General features: G+C 66.0%; 17 protein-coding genes and 1 pseudogene. 12 read left to right on the forward strand and 6 right to left on the reverse strand.

Translation table 11 applies throughout. The features are described from left to right. Positions 1-39 precede the first annotated feature (39 nt). On the forward strand, positions 40-1,284 hold the full coding sequence (locus AB6724_RS12815; protein WP_369338913.1) for a TolC family protein: 1,245 nt from the start codon (positions 40-42) through the stop codon (positions 1,282-1,284). Between the two features lie 134 nt (positions 1,285-1,418). Continuing rightward, on the forward strand, positions 1,419-1,943 hold the full coding sequence (locus AB6724_RS12820) for a cytochrome b (protein WP_369338914.1): 525 nt from the start codon (positions 1,419-1,421) through the stop codon (positions 1,941-1,943). Between the two features lie 40 nt (positions 1,944-1,983). Here the strand turns inward: AB6724_RS12820 and sbcB are convergent, their stop codons facing one another. After that, on the reverse strand, positions 1,984-3,426 hold the full coding sequence (gene sbcB / locus AB6724_RS12825; protein WP_369338915.1) for an exodeoxyribonuclease I: 1,443 nt from the start codon (positions 3,424-3,426) through the stop codon (positions 1,984-1,986). A 174-nt stretch (positions 3,427-3,600) separates the two neighbouring features. Then, positions 3,601-5,139, reverse strand: a pseudogene (gene rtcR, locus AB6724_RS12830) (RNA repair transcriptional activator RtcR); the annotation flags it as partial. Positions 5,140-5,342: 203 nt separating this feature from the next. Here rtcR and AB6724_RS12835 point away from each other — a divergent pair. From AB6724_RS12835 to rtcA, 4 genes are all read left to right on the forward strand, one after another. Further along, positions 5,343-6,920: a vWA domain-containing protein gene (locus AB6724_RS12835; protein WP_369338917.1), complete on the forward strand. Its 1,578-nt coding sequence runs from the start codon at positions 5,343-5,345 to the stop codon at positions 6,918-6,920. Positions 6,921-7,211: 291 nt separating this feature from the next. Beyond that, positions 7,212-8,438: an RtcB family protein gene (locus AB6724_RS12840; protein WP_369338918.1), complete on the forward strand. Its 1,227-nt coding sequence runs from the start codon at positions 7,212-7,214 to the stop codon at positions 8,436-8,438. Positions 8,439-8,489: 51 nt separating this feature from the next. After that, positions 8,490-9,338 carry a nucleotidyltransferase domain-containing protein gene (locus tag AB6724_RS12845; RefSeq protein WP_369338919.1) on the forward strand — a complete coding sequence of 283 codons (849 nt, stop codon included), beginning with the start codon at positions 8,490-8,492 and terminating at the stop codon, positions 9,336-9,338. 23 nt (positions 9,339-9,361) lie between these two features. Next, a complete protein-coding gene (gene rtcA, locus AB6724_RS12850; RefSeq protein WP_369338920.1) occupies positions 9,362-10,399 on the forward strand; it encodes an RNA 3'-terminal phosphate cyclase in 1,038 nt (345 codons plus the stop codon). Here rtcA and AB6724_RS12855 read toward each other — a convergent pair. Both AB6724_RS12855 and cls read right to left on the reverse strand, forming a co-directional pair. Next, positions 10,386-11,213, reverse strand: a complete 828-nt coding sequence (locus AB6724_RS12855; RefSeq protein WP_369338921.1) for an NAD-dependent protein deacetylase — start codon at positions 11,211-11,213, stop codon at positions 10,386-10,388. The genes rtcA and AB6724_RS12855 overlap by 14 nt on opposite strands. A 14-nt stretch (positions 11,214-11,227) precedes the next feature. Next, entirely contained in the window at positions 11,228-12,628 is a 1,401-nt protein-coding gene (gene cls, locus AB6724_RS12860) for a cardiolipin synthase (protein ID WP_369338963.1), read from the reverse strand. A 173-nt stretch (positions 12,629-12,801) separates the two neighbouring features. Here cls and AB6724_RS12865 point away from each other — a divergent pair, with 173 nt between their 5' ends. Continuing rightward, positions 12,802-13,074: a helix-turn-helix domain-containing protein gene (locus AB6724_RS12865; RefSeq protein WP_369338922.1), complete on the forward strand. Its 273-nt coding sequence runs from the start codon at positions 12,802-12,804 to the stop codon at positions 13,072-13,074. 28 nt (positions 13,075-13,102) lie between these two features. Here the strand turns inward: AB6724_RS12865 and AB6724_RS12870 are convergent, their stop codons facing one another. Further along, on the reverse strand, positions 13,103-13,948 hold the full coding sequence (locus AB6724_RS12870) for a fumarylacetoacetate hydrolase family protein (RefSeq protein ID WP_369338923.1): 846 nt from the start codon (positions 13,946-13,948) through the stop codon (positions 13,103-13,105). A 159-nt stretch (positions 13,949-14,107) separates the two neighbouring features. Between AB6724_RS12870 and AB6724_RS12875 the strand changes: the two genes are divergently transcribed. The 5 genes from AB6724_RS12875 (at position 14,108) to AB6724_RS12895 (ending at position 17,531) form a co-directional block, all read left to right on the forward strand. Further along, positions 14,108-14,686: a chromate transporter gene (locus tag AB6724_RS12875; protein WP_369338924.1), complete on the forward strand. Its 579-nt coding sequence runs from the start codon at positions 14,108-14,110 to the stop codon at positions 14,684-14,686. Next, positions 14,683-15,282 (forward strand): chromate transporter, encoded by a 600-nt coding sequence (locus AB6724_RS12880; protein ID WP_369338925.1) that lies wholly within the window; start codon positions 14,683-14,685, stop codon positions 15,280-15,282. The genes AB6724_RS12875 and AB6724_RS12880 overlap by 4 nt, the downstream gene beginning before the upstream one ends. A gap of 107 nt (positions 15,283-15,389) precedes the next feature. Beyond that, complete coding sequence (locus AB6724_RS12885; RefSeq protein ID WP_369338926.1) at positions 15,390-16,361, forward strand: aldo/keto reductase; 972 nt, start codon at positions 15,390-15,392, stop codon at positions 16,359-16,361. Between the two features lie 47 nt (positions 16,362-16,408). After that, positions 16,409-16,891, forward strand: coding sequence for an SRPBCC family protein (locus AB6724_RS12890; protein WP_369338927.1), 483 nt, complete (start codon positions 16,409-16,411; stop codon positions 16,889-16,891). 136 nt (positions 16,892-17,027) lie between these two features. Then, complete coding sequence (locus AB6724_RS12895; protein ID WP_369338928.1) at positions 17,028-17,531, forward strand: macro domain-containing protein; 504 nt, start codon at positions 17,028-17,030, stop codon at positions 17,529-17,531. 92 nt (positions 17,532-17,623) lie between these two features. On the opposite strand, the gene AB6724_RS12900 is transcribed toward AB6724_RS12895, so the two are convergent. Continuing rightward, a complete protein-coding gene (locus tag AB6724_RS12900; RefSeq protein WP_369338929.1) occupies positions 17,624-18,367 on the reverse strand; it encodes an SIR2 family NAD-dependent protein deacylase in 744 nt (247 codons plus the stop codon). Positions 18,368-18,372 lie beyond the last annotated feature (5 nt).

Below are 18,372 nucleotides of genomic sequence, written 5' to 3' on the forward strand. Positions count from 1 at the left end.
GCTGAAGGCCTTTTTTATCGAGTTTTCAAGAAAATGAGCATGAAACCTCTGCTGCCTGCCTGGGGTGCGACCCTGCTGCTGGCGGGCGCGGCCCAGGCCCAGAGCTATCTGCCGCCCGAGGCTGCGGTGCGCGCGGCCGTGGAGCAGTCGCCCACGGTGCAGGCCGCCGATGCGGCCCGGCGCGGCACCCAGGCCAGAGCCGACGGCCTGCGCACCGGCCCGCATGAGACCGTGGTGCGTGCCATAGGCCAGCGCCGCTGGGTGCGCGATGGCTCGGGTCAGCGCTTTGGCGAAGGCCAGATCGCCATCGAACGCCCGCTGCGCCTATGGGGCAAGTCCGAGGCCGATGCCGAACTTGCCGACGCCACCCTGGCCACGGGGCGCGTGGCCGCGCAGGACGCAAGGCACGAAACCGCGCGCCAGTTGCTGGCGCTATGGTTTGCAACGCTACGCGCGGCTCAGGCCCGCCAGGCCGCACAGGACAATGCGAGCGCGGCCGCGGAGCTGGCCCGCATTACCGAGCGCCGCCTGCGCGCCGGCGACGCGGCCAGACTCGAAGCCGAGCTGGCCGCGGCCGAGCAGGCCCGCATGCAGGCCGCGCTGGCGGCCGCCGAGGCGACGGAAACCGCGGCCCTGGTCGAGCTGCAGGCACGCTTTCCCGGCCTATGCCCGCAGCGCTGCGCGCCCGCCGAAGCCCCGGCCGCCTTGCCCGAGCCGCCGGCCGCGTCTGTGGCCCAGATGCGCGCCCACTATATAGAGCACAGCCATGAGTACCTGCTGGCCCAGGCCGAGGAAGCGCTGGCACTGCGCCAGGCCCGCCGCATCGACCTGGAGCGCCACCCCGACCCCACGGTCGGCGTGTTTGCCACCAGCGAGCGCGGCGGCGCCGAGCGCCTTGCCGGTGTCAGCCTGAGCCTGCCGCTGGGTTCCGTCCACCGCGAAACCCAGGCCGCTGCGGCCCTGGCCGATGCCGACGCGGCCCTGTCGCGCCGCCTGGCCGCCGAGCGGCGCCTGGGCGCGGAGTTCGATGTACTCTGGAGCCAGCTGGGCGGCAAGCGTGCTGCGGCCCTGGCCCAGGCCCGGGCCGCCGCGCTGCAGCGCAGCGCCGCCGACCGCGCGCTGCGCGCCTACCGTGCCGGCGAATCGGGCTTGAGCGAGTTGCTGGCCGTGCGCCGCGTGCTGGCCGACGCGCTGCTGGCCGAGCGCCTGGCGCGCAGCGAGGCGCTGGAGAGCCACAGCCGCCTGCGACTGGATCTGCATGAGCTCTGGGACTTCGACGACTGATCTGCACCCCAGGCCACCTGGGCGTCTTGCCCCAAGAGGGCGGCGCCCAAGGACCTGATCGCGCCGGCCTTGCTCCCGGCGCGATAAATGACAGACATCAATACGCTGTTTAACTAAAGCGAAAAGAATCCATCATGACCCGTTCAGACACCTACCCCCGTCCGCTGGTGCTGCTGCACTGGCTGGTCTTTGCCGCGGCCGCACTGGCCGTGGCGGCCATAGAAATCAAGGGCTTTTTCCCCAAAGGCTCGCCCGAGCGCGCGCAGATGACCTTCTGGCACGAAAGCTTCGGCCTCGCCGTGCTGCTGCTCATGACGCTGCGCCTGGTGGTGCGCGCCAGCGTCAGAGTGCCGCCGCTGCCGCCCGGCCCGCGCTGGATGGAGCTCTCGGCCCAGGCCATGCACTGGCTGCTGTACCTGCTGATGCTGGCCATGCCGGTGCTGGGCGTGCTGGCCCTGGCCTGGTCGGGCAAGCCCGTGCCCTTCTTCGGAGCGTCATGGACGCTGCCGCTGACGGTGGATGTGCCGCTGGGCCGCAGCCTCAAGGATATCCACGAGGCGGGCGCCAACCTGGTGTTCGCCGCCGTGGGCCTGCATGCGGCGGCCGCACTATGGCATCAGTTCGTGCTCAAGGACGGGCTGCTGCGCCGCATGAGCTGAGGACCTCTGGCCGGCCCCCTGCTGGGGGCCTGCCCCGGCCTCAATCCGCTTCGGGCAGCATGGCGTCGGCATAGTCGTAGAGATCCCCCAGAATCTCCTCGCCGCGCTCGTCGGCGGTTTCGGACAGGGCGTCGATCATGGCGAACATCTGCTCGGCCGTGCGCGCCCCGCCCCGGCCTTCGATCAGGCAGGCCGCGCGGTGCTGCTCCCAGCGCCGCTGCTCGGCCTCGGTCAGCGTCTGCGGGAAGTTGCGCGCACGGTAGCGCCAGACCAGCTCCGTCAGACGCGCATCGTCAAAGCCCGTCTTGTCCAGCGCCAGCTCCTGCGGCGAAAGCTTTTTGATCTGCAGGAGACGGCGGCGGTCTTCATTGCCCACGAAACCGCCGTACAGGTCCTGGTCGGCATCCAGCGGCTCGCCGGCCTCGCGTGTGAACACGCTCTTCCACTGCGCACTCATATCGGGCAGATCGCGCGCCACGGCCGCATGCCTCAGGCACTGCTCCAAGTCCACGCCCCATTTCTCGGCCATGGCCGGGCTCAGGGTCTTGAGACTGCCCACCACCATGGGCGACTTGTTGACGTGAATGCTCTTGATAGGCAGACGGCTCACGCCCTCGGGCAGCTCGGCCTGGCGCGTGAACATTCGCAGGCGCAGGTCTTCGATGCTGATGCCGGCCAGCTCGCTCGGGTCGGCGGCCAGATCCCAGCAGATCACCTCGTTCTTGTTGCTCGGGTGCGTGGCCAGCGGCCACATCACGGCCAGGCAACCACGCGCGGGACTGATCATGCCGGTCACATGCAGGAACGGGCGCGCATGCTCCTGCGCGGCGGGCAGGCCCATCTCGCGCAGCGCCCCATCTTTTTTATGCAGGCCAAAGGCAAAGTCGAACAGCCGCGGCTGCTTGCTGCGGATCAGCCGCGCCAGTGCAATCGTGGCACGCACGTCGGAAAGCGCATCGTGGGCCTGCTCGTGCAGCAGGCCGTTGGCGCGCGCCAGATCCTCGAGCTTGAAGCTAGGCGAGCCGTCCTCCTTGCTCGGCCAGGCTATGCCCTCGGGGCGCAGCGCGTAGACCATGCGCACCACATCCAGCAGATCCCAGCGGCCGCAGCCGTTCTGCCATTCGCGCGCATAGGGGTCGGTGAGATTGCGCCAGAACATGAAGCGCGTGATCTCGTCGTCGAAGCGTATGGTGTTGTAACCCACGCCCACGGTGCCGGCCTGGGCCAGCTCAGCCTCGATACGGGCCGAGAACTCCGCCTCGGGAATGCCCTCCTCCAGCGCCCGCTGGGGCGTGATGCCCGTGATCAGGCAGGATTGCGGATCGGGCAGATAGTCGTTGGCCGGCTGGCAGTACCACATCACGGGCTCGCCGATCTCGTTGAGCTGGTCATCCGTGCGTATGCCCGCAAACTGCGCGGGACGGTCATAGCGCGGCTGGGCGCCAAAGGTTTCGTAGTCGTGCCAGAAGAAGGTATGAGCCATGGGGCCGAAGTATGCCCGCGAACGACGGCAAGCCGGACCTTAGGGCAGAGCTTTCACCTGTATTTCTCGCCAGGATGCCGGGCAGCACTGCGCCAGCAGCTATGAGTTTGATTGAGTCAACATATCCCAGCTCAGGCCGAACCTGTGCAGGTATTTGCGCAGCCGGTCCGCATCATTGACCACGGCTTTTTGCTGGCGCGACCGGTCAAACAGCTTGCGCCCCGCGTCCGAAAGATTGCTGGCCGTGCGGCATACCGCTATCACGGACTGCAGCTGCAGCCGGTCGAACAGGTCGATCTGGGCCACGGCTTCCCGGGGCAGATATTCGCCCAGATCCACCTCGGCCCCGGGCAGGGCATGAGCCTGGGAATGCTGCCACAGCCAGCCCAGGCGGCCGATCTCGGCCTGCACCTGATCGGTGGTGATGCGACCGCTGTCGGCCAATGTGGCCAGCCGCGTGATGCTGGCCGCGAGATCGCGGAAATTGCCGCTCCAGGGCGCTTGGGCAGACTTGGCAAATTGCAGATACAGCGCTCTGGCTTCGGCATTGAAACGCACGGAACTGCCGGTCTCGGCCACGGCGCGCAGCAGCAGATGGTCGATATTGGGCTCCAGGTCCTCGGGTCTCTGCGCCAGTCCCGGCAAGGTATAGGACCAGAGATTGATGCGCGCAAACAGGTCTTCGCGAAAGCGCCCCTCGGCCACATCGATGCGCAGATCGCGATGGGTGCCGGCGATGAGCTGGAAGTCGCTGGCCACCTCCTTGTCGCTGCCCATGGGGAAAAAGCGCTTTTCCTCCACGGCCTTGAGCAGCATGGCCTGCTCGTCCAGGCCCAGCTCGCCGATTTCGTCGAGAAACAGCACGCCCTCATGTGCGGTGCGCAGCAAGCCCGCACGGTCTGCCGCCGCCCCGGTGAACGCCCCTTTCTTGTGGCCGAACAAGGTGGACGCCGCGCCGTCGCCGCGCAGCGTGGCGCAGTTGACCTCGACAAACGCGCCCTGCACCTGATGGCGGGACTTTTTCAGCTCATAGATGCGCCGGGCCAGGTGCGACTTGCCCGCACCCGTAGGACCGGTGAACAGGACGGGGGCGCGGGAGCGTATGGCGACGCGCTCGATCTCCTCAATCAATCTGTTGAACTGCGGGTTGCGCGTGGCAATGCCGTTCTTCAGGAACTCCAGCGCCTCGGTCTGGGCCTGATGAAAGCGCTGGGCCAGAGCCTCGTAGCGCGACAGGTCCAGGTCGATCAGGATCATGCTGCCCGGCGAGCCGCGTTGCTGCTTGCGCGGCGGTGAGGACTGCAGCAGCACGCCGGGTATCTGGCGCGACTCCACCATCAGGAACATGCAGATCTGCGCCACATGGGTGCCCGTGGTGATGTGCACCCAGTAGTTCTCGCGCTCGGTATCGAAGCGGTAGCTGCGCGCCCAGTCGTAGAGCACGGCATACATCTCGCCAAAGTCCCAGGGGTCCTGCACTTGCGAGCTGACCAGTCTGACTTCGGTCTCGGGCGAGACATTGGCGATATCCGCTTGCAAGGTCTGGGCCAGAGCCTCGTAGCGTGGCGAATACAGCAGCTCCAGCCGATCTACCACCTGATCCTCATGCTGCACCAGAGACACCGTGGGGCGCCATTTCTCCCAGCGACCCGCACCCTGGCCCGAATCGAGCTGGGTGCCCATGAAACCGATTACGACGTTTTTCTTATTCATATATTTTTGGATAAATTTCTATATTTTTATCTATTTTTCTAGAGTTTATCCACAACACTGATTTTTGCAAAGCATGGCAAGCAATGAATTTTCATCAATAAATTCAAATACTTAATAAACAAACACATTGCTTCTCAAAAATCTGGCACACCGCTTGCAATAACAAAGACATCTGCAAGTTGAATACAACCAGGAGAAGACAAATGGTCAACACGCAACTGTTTCAAACCCGCCAGGGCCAGCTGGCCGCAGCCGCCACGGCACTGAACCACGAAGGCAAGGCAGCCTATGCTTTCAGCCCTCGCCATCAGCTGGCCCAGATGGCGGTGACCGGTTGCCTGAGCCAGACTTTCTATGCCAGCGCCGATGAACAGCTGGAGCAACTGGCCAATCTGGTGCTGGCGGTGGACTGCCGCTTTACCGCCCAGACGGCCGTCTATGCCCGTCAGCGCGGCTATATGAAGGACATGCCGGCCGCCTTGGCCGCCGCCCTGGCCGTGTGGGATACCGCGCTGCTGGCCCAGGTGTTCGGCCGCGTCATCGACAACGGCAAGATGCTGCGCAACTTTGTGCAGATCGTGCGCAGCGGCGCCATGGGCCGCAAGTCCCTGGGCTCGGCCCCCAAGAAGCTGGTGCAGAACTGGCTGCTCGCCGCGACCGAGAAGCAGCTGCTGAGCGCAGCCGTGGGCAACCAGCCCTCGCTGGCCGATGTGGTGAAGATGGTTCACCCCAGGCCCCAGGAGGCCTGGCGCGCCGCCTGGTTTGCCTGGCTGATAGCAAAGCCCTTTGATGCAGCGGCGCTGCCGCCCATCACCCAGGCTTTCGAGCGCTTCAAGCGCGATGTGGCCCAGGGCGTGACGCCCTCCGAGCTGCCCGATGTGCCGTTTCAGATGCTAACCGCACTGGAGCTGAACGCCCAGCAATGGGCGCAGATTGCCCGCGGCGGCTCATGGCAGATGGTGCGCCAGAACCTGAACACCTTTGCACGCCATGGCGTGTTCGAGATCCAGGGGATGACGCAACTGATCGCCAGCAAGCTGCAGGACGCCGACGCCGTGGCCAAGGCCCGCGCCATGCCCTACCAGCTGCTGTCGGCCTACCAGGCTGCCGGCGAGCAGGTTCCCGCCCTGGTGCGCGATGCCTTGCAGGACGCCATGGAGCACGCGATTGCCAATGTGCCCCGCTTTGCGGGAGCCGTGGTGGTGTGCCCCGACGTCTCGGGCTCGATGAGCAGTGCAGTGACGGGCTACCGTGCCGGCGCCACCACGGCGGTGCGCTGCATCGATGTGGCGGGCCTGATGGCCGCCGCCGTGCTGCGCAAGAACAGCACGGCCCGCGTGCTGCCCTTCGAGCAGAAGGTGGTGAAGTTGCAGCTCAACGGCCGCGACTCGGTGATGACCAACGCCCACAAGCTGGCAAAGATCGGCGGCGGAGGCACCAACTGCAGCGCGCCATTGAAGCAGCTGGCCGATGAAAAGGCACGGGTGGATATGGTGATTCTGGTCTCGGACAATGAGTCCTGGGTCGATGGTGTGCGCCGCGGCACCACCGAAACCATGTTGCAGTGGGAGCGCATCAAGCAGCGCAACCCCAATGCCAGGCTGGTTTGCATAGACATCCAGCCCTATGGCACGACGCAGGCGATGGAGCGTAACGACATCCTGAATGTCGGCGGCTTCAGCGATGCGGTGTTCGATGTGGTGGCGAGTTTTGCCGAAGGCAGGCTAGGCGCCGAGCACTGGGTGGGTGAGATCGAGAAGATCGCTCTCGAGCCTCAGTGATTTGAAGTGATCATCTGTCGTTGGCGAATGCTGGTGGGACTACATATCCAAACTGTCCCGTCTCACCAATTCCTGGTCGCCGGCGGCGAATGTCCGATTGAGATTGAAACGGTTTTGAATGACTGGCTGCGAATGCCGGTGGAACTACAGACTCTTAATCTCGTGGCCGCGGGTTCGAATCCCGCCAGCAGTTGCCAAGCTGTTGTAGCTCAGTCCGGTAGAGCACGATGTTTCACCAACCCTTGTCGCTGCAAGGCCGCCATCAATGCCATGAACAACGAGGAGATCAATATGTCCGAACAGAATTACCAACTGCTGGAGGTCGCCGGCGGCGTGCCCGTCAAGATGTGGACCAAGGGCGTGCCCGTGGAAACGGAGGCCCAGCAACAACTGGCCAACGCCGCGCGCCTGCCCATTGTGTTCAAGCACATCGCCGCCATGCCCGACGTGCACCTGGGCATAGGCGCAACCATTGGCTCGGTGATCCCGACCGTCAAGGCCATCATCCCCGCCGCCGTCGGGGTGGACATAGGCTGCGGCATGATGGCCGCCAAGACCACGCTGCGTGCCGAGGACCTGCCCGACAGCCTGGCCACGCTGCGCTCGGCCATCGAGAAAGCCGTGCCCCACGGCTCGGCACCCAAAAGCCGTGGCCGTGATCCCGACGCCTGGGAGAACCCTCCCGAGCTGGTGGACCAGAAATGGGCCACGCTGGTGGACGAATTCGACTCGCTGTGCGAGCTGCACCCTAGGCTCGAAAAGACCAATAACCGCAAGCACCTGGGAACCCTGGGGAGCGGCAATCACTTCGTGGAAGTGTGCCTGGACGAGGTCGGCTTTGTCTGGTTCATGCTGCACTCGGGCTCGCGCGGCGTGGGCAATGCCATAGGCAACCATTTCATCGAGCTGGCCCGGAAGGATGCCGAGCTGCACCAGCGCAATCTGCCCGACCGGGACCTGGCCTACTTCGAAGAAGGAGCCCGCTACTTTGGCGACTATGTGCGCGCCGTGTCCTGGGCGCAGAAGTTCGCCATGAGCAACCGCGAAGTGATGATGGCCAACCTGATCGCCACCGTGCGCAAGCTGATTGCCAAGCCTTTCGACGCCCATGTGGAGGCCGTGAACTGCCACCACAACTATGTGCAGAAGGAGCATCACTTTGGCCAGGATGTGTTCGTCACACGCAAGGGCGCCGTGAGCGCCAGACGCGGCGAGATGGGCATCATCCCCGGCAGCATGGGCGCGCGCAGCTATATCGTGCGCGGCCTGGGAAACCCCGAGAGCTTTGAAAGCTGCAGCCATGGCGCTGGCCGCGTGATGAGCCGCACCAAGGCCAAGAAGCTGTACTCGGTGGCCGACCAGATCAAGGCTACCGAAGGCGTGGAATGCCGCAAGGACGAGGGCGTGATCGACGAGATTCCCATGGCCTACAAGGACATCGATGCCGTCATGGCCGCCCAGAAGGACCTGGTGGAAGTGGTCCATACCCTCAAGCAGGTGATCTGCGTCAAGGGTTGAACGCAGCGGGAGCAAGAGCTTCCCGCTGCCTTGCAAAGAAAGAGAACCATCATGCAAACCGCTGAACAAGAACTCAAACCCCAAGAGAGCGTGCTGAGCGCGCACCCGGTATCCGACGCCATGCGTAGCGCCGTGCAGGCCCAGCTCGAGGCACTCGAACAGCAGCACGATGTAAGAGTGCTGTTTGCCTGCGAATCGGGCAGCCGCGGCTGGGGCTTTGCCTCGCCCGACAGCGACTACGACGTACGCTTTGTCTATGTGCACCGCCTGCCCTGGTATCTGCGCACCCAGGCCGGCCGCGACGTGATCGAGCTGCCGGTGAGTGCAGAGCTGGATGTGGGCGGCTGGGAACTGCGCAAGGCGCTGCAGCTGATGCAGGCTTCCAACCCGGTGCTGCTGGAGTGGCTGCGCTCACCCGTGGTCTATTGCAGCGCAGCGGCCTGGGTGCCGCGCCTGCGCGAGCTGGCGCTGCAAAGCTTCTCGCCGGTGCGCGGCTATCACCACTACCTGTCCATGGCGCGCAAGACCATGAAGAACCATCTGCGCGCAGACAGCGAAGTCGTGAAGTACAAAAAATACTTTTACGCACTCCGGCCCTTGCTGGCCGCACGCTGGATACGCGAGTTCGACGGCGTGCCGCCCATGCGCTTTGCCGAGCTGGCGACGACGCTGCTGCATGATGCCGACCTGCTGGCCGAGCTCAACGCCCTGCTGGCGGTCAAGATGCGCGCCGGCGAAGCAGCCACCAGCGCACCCTGGCCCCGCATACAGGCATTTCTGCAGGCCGAGCTGGCCGTGGCCGAGCAATATGCACCATCGGCCAGGCCGCTGAGCGCCGAGCTTGTGCAGGCTGCCGATGCTTTTTTGCTCGATGCCGTCACGCACTTCAACACCGAATAATCAAGAACAAGAGGAACAGAACCATGATAGAGATCGATGGCTCCCGGGGCGAAGGCGGCGGTCAGATACTGCGCAGCGCACTGGCCCTGTCCATGTGCACGGGCCAGGCCTTCACTTTGACCCGGATCCGCGCGGGCCGCGCCAAGCCCGGCCTGATGCGCCAGCACCTGAGCTGCGTGAACGCGGCCGCCGAAATCAGTAGCGCCCAGGTGGAAGGCGCGGAGCTGAACTCGCAAGCACTGCAGTTCACGCCTGGCGCCGTACGAGCCGGCAGCTATGCCTTCAATGTGGGCTCTGCCGGCAGTTGCACCCTGGTGCTGCAGACCGTGTGGCCGGCGCTGATGCTGGCCGCCGGCGAAAGCCGCGTGCAGCTCAAGGGCGGCACGCACAACCCCATGGCGCCGCCCTTCCATTTTCTGGAGCGCAGCTATGCGCCGCTGCTGCGCCGCCTGGGCGCGCCCGTGCAGCTGACACTGCAGCGCCACGGCTTCTATCCGGCCGGCGGCGGCGAATTCGAGGCCGTGATCGGCGGCGCCCGAGAAGCGCTGACTCCTTTTGACCTTAACGAGCGCGGCGGCACGCTTGAGGAATATGCGGACTGCCTGGCCCCGGCCCTGCCTTCGTCGATTGCACGGCGCGAGCTGAACAAGCTGGCCTCTCTCATGGGCTGGCCGCCCGAGCAGCTGCGCAATGCCGGCGTGCGCCAGAACGAAGGCCCGGGCAACGCGCTGCTGGCCACGCTGGCGCACCAGCATGTGACCGAAGTCTTCACCGAGTTCGGCGAAAAAGGCGTGACGGCCGAAGCCGTGGCCACCCGGCTGGCGCAAGAGCTGCGCCGCTACAAGAGCAACGACGGTGCACTGGGCCCGCACCTGGCCGACCAATGGGTGCTGCCGCTGGCGCTGGCCGTGCATCTGCGCCGGCAACCTGCCAGCTATAGCTGCACGGAGCTAACGCCCCATGCGCTGAGCAACTTCGAGGTCGTGCAGCGCTTTCTGCCGGTCGGCATCCGCACCCGGCCTCTGGGCAAGGGCCAGCAGGTACAGCTCACACCTGCCTAGCCAGCTCCGTCAGGGCCTGACCCACATCCCTGGCCTGCTTGAAGTCCAGCAGTGCGTCGGCCCGCGTCCGGCCCCGGTTGATGGCCACCAGGCTTTTGCCCTGCCTGGCCGCGGCCTCGGCGAAGCGAAAGCCCGAATACACCATCAGCGAAGAGCCCGCGATCAGCACGCCGTCGCAGCGCGCCACGGCATCCAGGCCGGCCTGCACGCGCTCGCGCGGCACGGATTCGCCGAAGAACACCACATCGGGCTTGAGCAGGCCCGTGCCGCAATGCGGGCAGGCCGGCACCTCGAAGCCGCTGAAATCCCGGTGCTCCAGATCGGCATCCCCGTCGGGCGCGGCCGCCGCATACAGTCCGGCCCATTCGGGGTTGCGGGCCAGCAGCATCTGCTGCAGCTCGGCACGCGCGTGGCGCCGACCGCAGTCCATGCAGCGCACGGTATCGATGCGGCCATGCAGGTCCAGCACCTCGCGACTGCCGGCCACGCTGTGCAGGCCGTCCACGTTCTGCGTGAGCAGCAGCTCGATGCGGCCCTGCTGCTCCAGCTGCGCGAGCGCCCCGTGCGCGGCCCCCGGCCTGGCCTGGCCCATGACGCGCCAGCCGAGCATGGAACGCGCCCAGTAGCGCCGGCGCACCAGCTCATCGCCCAAGAAAGCCTGGTAGGTCACGGGCTGCGGCCTTTTCCATTGCCCGTCGGCGTCGCGGTAATCGGGTATGCCCACCTCCGTGCTGCAGCCGGCGCCGGTGATGACCAGCCAGCGCGCATGGTTCCGCCCCCAGTCGAGCAGTTGCTGAAGATCGAGTTCGCTCATTTCGGCCTCCATGCCTACAGCAAGGGGGAGCTCAGCCGGGCGACCGAGCCGAACAGCCGCCGGCCCCAGCCTTTCTCGCTCTTGTAGCGCACCCGCTGCGACTGCAGCAGATCCCGCTGGAATTGCCGCGCCAGATCGGCGTTCAGCGCCTCGCCATAGCCTATCAGACAGACTTCGTAGTTCAGGAAAAAGCTGCGGTAGTCGAAATTGGCCGTGCCTATGATCGCCATATTGTCATCCACCACCAGGGTCTTGGAGTGCAGCATGCGCGCCTTGTATTCATAGACCCGCACGCCGCAGCGGATCAGCTCGTCGAAATAGGAGCGCGCGGCGGCCGTCACCAGCGCCGAATCCGACTTCCTGGGCACGAGAATCTGCACATCCACGCCGCGCAGCGCGGCATTGGTGAGCGCGGCCAGCGCCGCCTCCGTGGGCACGAAATACGGCGTGGTCAGCCAAATGCGCTGCTCGGCCGCATGGATGGCCGCCAGATGGGCGCGGTAGATGGCCTGCAGCCCGCTGTCGGGCCCCGAGGTGATGAGCTGCATGGGGAGCTTGCCGTCCTCGGCATCGGGCAGCAGCGCATCCAGATCGACGGGAATGCTCAGCGGGTCCTTGTCCAGCGCATAGGCCCAGTCCTCCATGAACACGGTCTGCAGCCAGTTGACCACGGCCCCCTCCACGCGCAAATGCACATCGTGATAGGCATTGCTCAGAATGCGCTCGTTTTCCTCGTCGGTCACGTTGACGCCGCCGACAAAGCCTACCTTGCCGTCGCAGACCAGAATCTTGCGGTGGGTGCGGAAATTGATCACGGGCCGCAGGCGCCGGCCGACCTTGGCATCGTGGAAGCGCGCCACCTCGGCACCCGCATCCAGCAAAGGCTGAAGAAATTTTGCATTCAGTTTCTTGGAGCCCAGAGCATCGACCAGCAGCCGCACCTGCACCCCGGCCCTGGCCTTCTCGATCAGCAGATCGCGCAGCGCCGTGCCCGTCTGGTCGGGCTCGTAGATGTAGTACTCCAGATGCACATGATGGCGTGCGGCGCTCACGGCCTCGGCAATCGCATCAAATGTGGCCGCGCCTCCCACCAGCAGCTGCATGGCGCTGGCCGTGCTGACGGGGAATTCGCTGGTGGCCGTCACCAACTGCGCCACCTGATGCACCCGCAGATCGACCTGCAGCATGCGTTCGCGCAGGCGCTGCATGCTGGCCCGGACCCTGGAGCGCTTGCGCGAGCGCAGCCGCTTGATGCGCTGGCGCTTCATGCGCTGCGGACCGAAGTAGTAATACACCATCAGCCCCACCACGGGCAGCGCCGCCATGGACAGCAGCCAGCTCAGCGTGGCAACGGGCTGGCTGCGCTGCATCAGAATCCAGACGCTGACCACGACGATGTAGAACGTCCAGCCCATGGACAGCCAAAGCTTGACGTGCTCCTGATTCAGCACACTTGCTATCCAGTCCAATTGCTAACTCCTGTTGTTCCTGCCATGCATCCCACCATGCTCGCACACTATGGCAGGCCGATGGCGCAGGCCACGCTATTTAGAATACTCACCCTCCAGCAAAGAGCCTTCAAGACAGCATGATTTCCGATCTGATCCTCACCCTGGCCCAGGCCCGCAAGACCGCCCGCATCACCCAGGCCGAGCTGGCCGAGCGCGCAGGCCTGTCGCGCATGGCCGTGCAGCGCACCGAAACCGGCGACGTGGACCCGCGTTTTTCGACGCTGCAGGAAATGGCCCGCGTGCTGGACATGGACCTGGTGGCCGTGCCGTCGGCGCTGCGCGCCGAGCTGCAGGCCTGGCTGCAGTCGCGCAGCAGCAGCCAGGAGGCGCCGGCCTCGGGCGCGGAGTGACGCTGCGCGGGGTTCGCCTCGGGCCGGCTCAGACCGCAACGCAGACCAGCCGCTGCTCGCCCAGGCCGTCGGCGCCCAGGCGCATCACATCTCCGGGCTTGAGAAAGACAGGCTCGGGCTTCTGGCCCAGGCCCACGCCGGCCGGCGTGCCGGTCAGGATCACATCGCCGGCCTCCAGCGTCATGAACCGGCTGATATAGCTGATGAGCTTGGGCACGCCGAAGATGAAGTTGCTGGTGTTGCCGTTCTGCATGCGCCGGCCGTTGACCTCCAGCCACAGCGCGATGCGATGCGGATCGCTCACCTCGTCGGCCGTCACCAGCCAGGGGCCCAGCGGCGCAAAGCTGTCATGGCTCTTGCCCTTGTCCCAGGTGCCGCCGCGCTCCATCTGCCAGGCGCGCTCGGACACATCGTTGGCCAGCACATAGCCGGCCACATGTTCCAGGGCCTGGGCCTCGGCCACGCGCGTGGCGCGGCTGCCGATCACGATGCCCAGCTCCACCTCCCAGTCGACCTTGGCGGCGCCCGGCGGAATCTGCACCGCGTCCGCGGGCCCGCCGATCGCCGTGACGGCCTTCATGAACAGCACGGGCTCGGCCGGTGCCGCGGCCCCCGTCTCCGCCGCATGGTCGGCATAGTTCAGGCCCACGCAGACGATCTTGCCCACCCGAGCCACGGGACAGCCCAGGCGCTCGCCGGCCGCCACCGCGGGCAGAGCCTCCAGCTGGTGGTCGCGCAGCAGCGCGAGCTTTTCGGGCGCGAGTTCGGCGCCGCACCAGTCGGCCACCAGCTGCGAGACATCCCGCAGCACGCCTTGCGCATCCAGCAGCCCGGGCTTTTCCTGGCCTGCCCGGCCGTATCGAAGCAGTTTCATCGAATCTCCTCGTTTTCCGCAGCCATCACCATAGAGCAGACCGGTATGAGCGCGGCCGATAGCTGATATGGCCGTCAAGCCATGTTTCGGGCCGCCCAATCAATTCATAATTTATAGCATCTTGCGCCGACTGCATGCGCACCACCAATGAACCCTGGCATGACCCCTGCTCCTAGCACGACGGCCGAGCGGCCGCGCCCACACAGTCTGCGCGAGCTCTTCTGGTCTCTGACCTTTCTGGCCCTGCAGGGCTTTGGCGGCGTGCTGGCCGTGGTGCAGCGCGAGCTGGTGGAAAAGCGCGGCTGGCTGAGCAACGAGGAGTTCATCGAGGATTGGGCCGTGGCCCAGATCATGCCCGGCCCGAACGTGGTCAATCTGTCCATCATGCTCGGCGAGCGCTATTTCGGCTGGCGCGGCGCCCTGGTGGGCTTGCTCGGCATGCTGGCCTTTCCCATGCTGGTGGTCATCAGCCTGACGCTGATCTACACGCAGTTCGCGGATCACGCTGCCGTCGCCGGTGCGCTGCGCGGCATGGGCGCCGTGGCGGCCGGGCTGGTCGCGGGCATGGGACTCAAGCTTGCGGCCACGCTGCGCCTGCATCCTCTGGGCAAATGGTATTGCGCCGGCCTGGCGCTGGCGGCCTTTGTGCTGGTCGCGGTGCTGCGCCTGCCGCTGTTCTGGGCGCTGCTGCTGGTGGGCGGCACGGGCTGCGCGCTGACCTACCGGAGACTCGCATGACTCCCCTGCTGATCCAGTTGCAGACCCAGGACTGGCTGCACCTGTTTGCCTATTTTCTGTCCCTGTCGCTGATGGCCGTGGGCGGCGCCATCGCCACGGCGCCCGATATGCACCGCTTTCTCGTCGACGGCAATCACTGGCTCACGGACACGCAGTTCACCAGCTCCATCGCCATCGCCCAGGCCGCCCCCGGCCCGAACGTGCTGTTCATCGCGCTGCTGGGCTGGAACGTGGGGCTGAACGCCGGCGGCGGCAGCGGCCCGCTGGCCTGGTCGCTGGGAGCGCTGGGCGTGGCCGTCTGCATGGCCGGCATTCTGCTGCCCAGCTCGCTGCTGACCTGGCAGGCCTCGCGCTGGGGCCAGCGCAACCGCGACAAGCGTGGCGTGCGCGCCTTCAAGCAAGGCATGGCACCGCTGGTGATAGGTCTGCTGCTGGCCACGGGCTGGCTGCTGGGCAGCGCCAGCGGCCAGCCGGCCCGGGACTGGCGGCTGTGGCTGCTGAGCCTGGTCTGCACGCTGCTGGTCTGGCGCACGCGCATCCACCTGCTGTGGCTGCTGGCCACGGGAGCTCTGTTGGGAGCGCTGGCCTGGGTGTAAAAAGGCGGTAGTCGCTGCGGACCCTCGGCTTGACAACCTGGCCATAAATCAGCCTCAATCCGATGTCCGGCAAGCGCTATCAGCTATCAAGTACATAGAGGACAGCCATGAGCAACACCGCCTTTCCCCTGCGCCCCCTGGGCCGCTCCAGCCTACAGGTTTCGCCGCTGTGCTTTGGCGGCAATGTGTTCGGCTGGACCGTGGACGCTGCCGCCAGCTTCGCCCTGCTGGACGCCTGGCTGGATGCGGGCATGAATTTTGTCGACACGGCCGATGTGTATTCGCGCTGGGTCGGCGGCCATGCGGGCGGCGAATCCGAGACCATCATCGGCCAGTGGCTCAAGAAGTCCGGCCGGCGCGGGCAACTGGTACTGGCCACCAAGGTGGGCAAGGACATGGGCGATGGCCGGATAGGCCTGCGCCCCGCATACATACGCCAGGCCGTGGACGCCTCGCTCAAACGCCTGCAGACCGACTACATCGACCTCTACCAAGCGCACGACGACGACCAGAGCGTGCCTCTGGCCGAGGTGCTGGGCACCTTCGACGAGCTGATCAAGGCCGGCAAGGTACGGGCCATAGGCGCCTCCAACTACGGCGCCGCGCGCCTGGCCGAGGCGCTGCAGACCAGCGAGACACTGGGCCTGGCCCGCTACGAAAGCCTGCAGCCGCTCTACAACCTCTACGACCGGGCCGTGTTCGAGACCGGGCTGCAGCCGCTGTGCGCCGCCCAGGGCCTGGGCGTCATCAACTTCTATGCACTGGCCGCGGGCTTTCTGAGCGGCAAATACCGGCGCCCCGAAGACGCGGCCAAGAGCGCACGCGGACCGAGCACCGTGGGCAAATACCTGAACCCGCGCGGCCTGGCGATTCTCGATGCGCTCGACGCCGTGGCTGCCCGCCTGCAGGCCCAGCCCAGCGAGGTGGCGCTGGCCTGGCTGCTGCGCCAGCCCGCCGTGGCCGCCCCCATCGCCAGCGCCACCAGCCTGGAGCAGCTGCAGTCGCTGCTGCGCGCGGCCCGCCTGCAGCTCGATGACGCCGCGCTGCAACAGCTGAGCAACGCCAGTGCGGAACACTGACGCCGGCACATGCCCTAGCATTCGCCAAGCCGTACAAGGAGCCCGCCATGACCGACAACGCTCCCGTGACCGAACATGCCAACGATCTGCTCATCACCCGCCTGATCCCGGCCAGCGCGCACACGCTGTTTCGCTGCTGGACCGAGCCCGAGCTGCTCAAGCAGTGGTTTGTGCCCAGGCCCTGGACCATTGCCCATGCCGAAATGGATGTGCGCCCCGGCGGGCAAAGCCTGGTCGTCATGCGCGACCCCGACGGCAATGAATACCCCAACCTAGGCACTTATCTGGAAGTCGTTACCGATCAGCGCCTGGTCTTTACCGATGCCTACGGCCCGGGCTGGACGCCCGCGGACAAGCCTTTCATGACTGCCATCATCAGCTTTGAGCCCGAGGACGGCCAGACCCGCTATACGGCCCTGGCGCGCCACTGGACCGAGGATGCGCGCCAGCAGCATATCGCCATGGGCTTCGAGCAGGGCTGGAATATCTGCGCCGACCAGCTGCAGGCCCTGGCGGCCACACTCGGCTAGCGGCAGCGCATGGCCCATGCCGGTATTGACGGGCCGCGGGCAGGCATTCATATCAACCCGGCCCACCATCAAAGCCGCCACGCCAAAGCCCGGGATATTGGTTAGCGTTGCAGCAACTCCCGAAAGGAGGCTCCCATTGATCAAGGAAGTTAGCGGCGATATTTTGCTCAGCCGGGCGGATCTGCTGGCGCATGGGATTTCCGCACAGGACCCGTTCGACAGCGGCCTGGCTTTGGCGCTGCGCGAGCGCTGGCCCTCGCTGGTGCGCGACTTCAGGCATCACACCCGCTCCAGGGCCATTGCCAGCGGAGAGGTCTGGTTCTGGACCGGCATACAGGATGGCGGCGGCACCCGCAAAATCCTGAACCTGATCACCCAGGACACCCTGGGCCAGGGCCCGTCGGCCAGGCCCGCCAAGGCCAGCATAGAGAACGTACGCCGCGCGCTGCAGAATCTGGCCAAGCTGGTCAGGCAGGAGAATATTTCCAGCGTGGCGCTGCCGCGGCTTGCCACGGGCGTCGGCAGCCTGGAATGGGCGGAGGTCAGCCCGCTGATCCGGCAATATCTGGGCGATCTCGGGATACCTGTGATCGTCTACGCCACCTACCGCCAGGGCGAGATGGCGGACGAGGGGCTTTGATCCCGGTCCCGGCTGGACGATTTTCTCGTGCCAGCGAATAGGCCGGGCGGACCGCGCGCCCCGCCCGGCACGGCACGGCCACCGCAGCGCACTCAATCCTGCAGCAGCTCGGGCAGGGCTTGAGCCGCAGGCAGCGGGATCAGCGCGTCGGCCACGGCGTCGAGTTCGCTGGCGCGCGGGTTGACGATGACCACCCTGGCGCCGTTGCGCCGTGCGATCTGCGCCAGCCCCGCGGCCGGGTAGACGGCTCCCGAGGTGCCAACCACCAGCATGAGATCGCAGCGATTGGCCGCCTGCTCGGCCCGGGCCCAGACTCCGGCCGGCAGGGTCTCGCCAAACCAGACCACGGCCGGGCGCAACAGATTGCCGCAGGCCGGGCAGGACGGCGGCTCGCCGGGCGCCGCATGCTCCAGATCGCATTGCGCGCAGCGCCGGTTGAGCCAGCGGTTCTTCATGAGTTCTCCATGCAGGCACAGCACCTCCTCGCTGCCAGCGCGCTGGTGCAGTCCGTCGACATTCTGGGTCACCAGAGTCATGCGCTGCGGATGCCTCTGTGCCCAACGCGCCAGGGCTTCATGGCCGGCGTTAGGCACGACCTGGGCCACACGCTCGCGCCGGTACTGGTACCAGCGCCAGACATGCGCGGGATCGCGGCGGTAGCCGGCTTCGCTGGCCATGTCCTCGGGCCTGAACTGCGACCAGTAGCCGGTTTCGTCATCCCTGAAAGTGGGTATGCCCGATTCGGCGCTCACTCCGGCGCCAGTGAGCACGGCGAGCTCCTTCGCGGCGGCTATCCACTGCCTGGCCTGCTCCATCCCATCCATGATTTGTTGCATTTTGT

This window comes from Comamonas guangdongensis, assembly GCF_041079535.1.
In the GTDB taxonomy this organism is placed as follows: Bacteria; Pseudomonadota; Gammaproteobacteria; order Burkholderiales; family Burkholderiaceae_C; genus Comamonas; species Comamonas guangdongensis.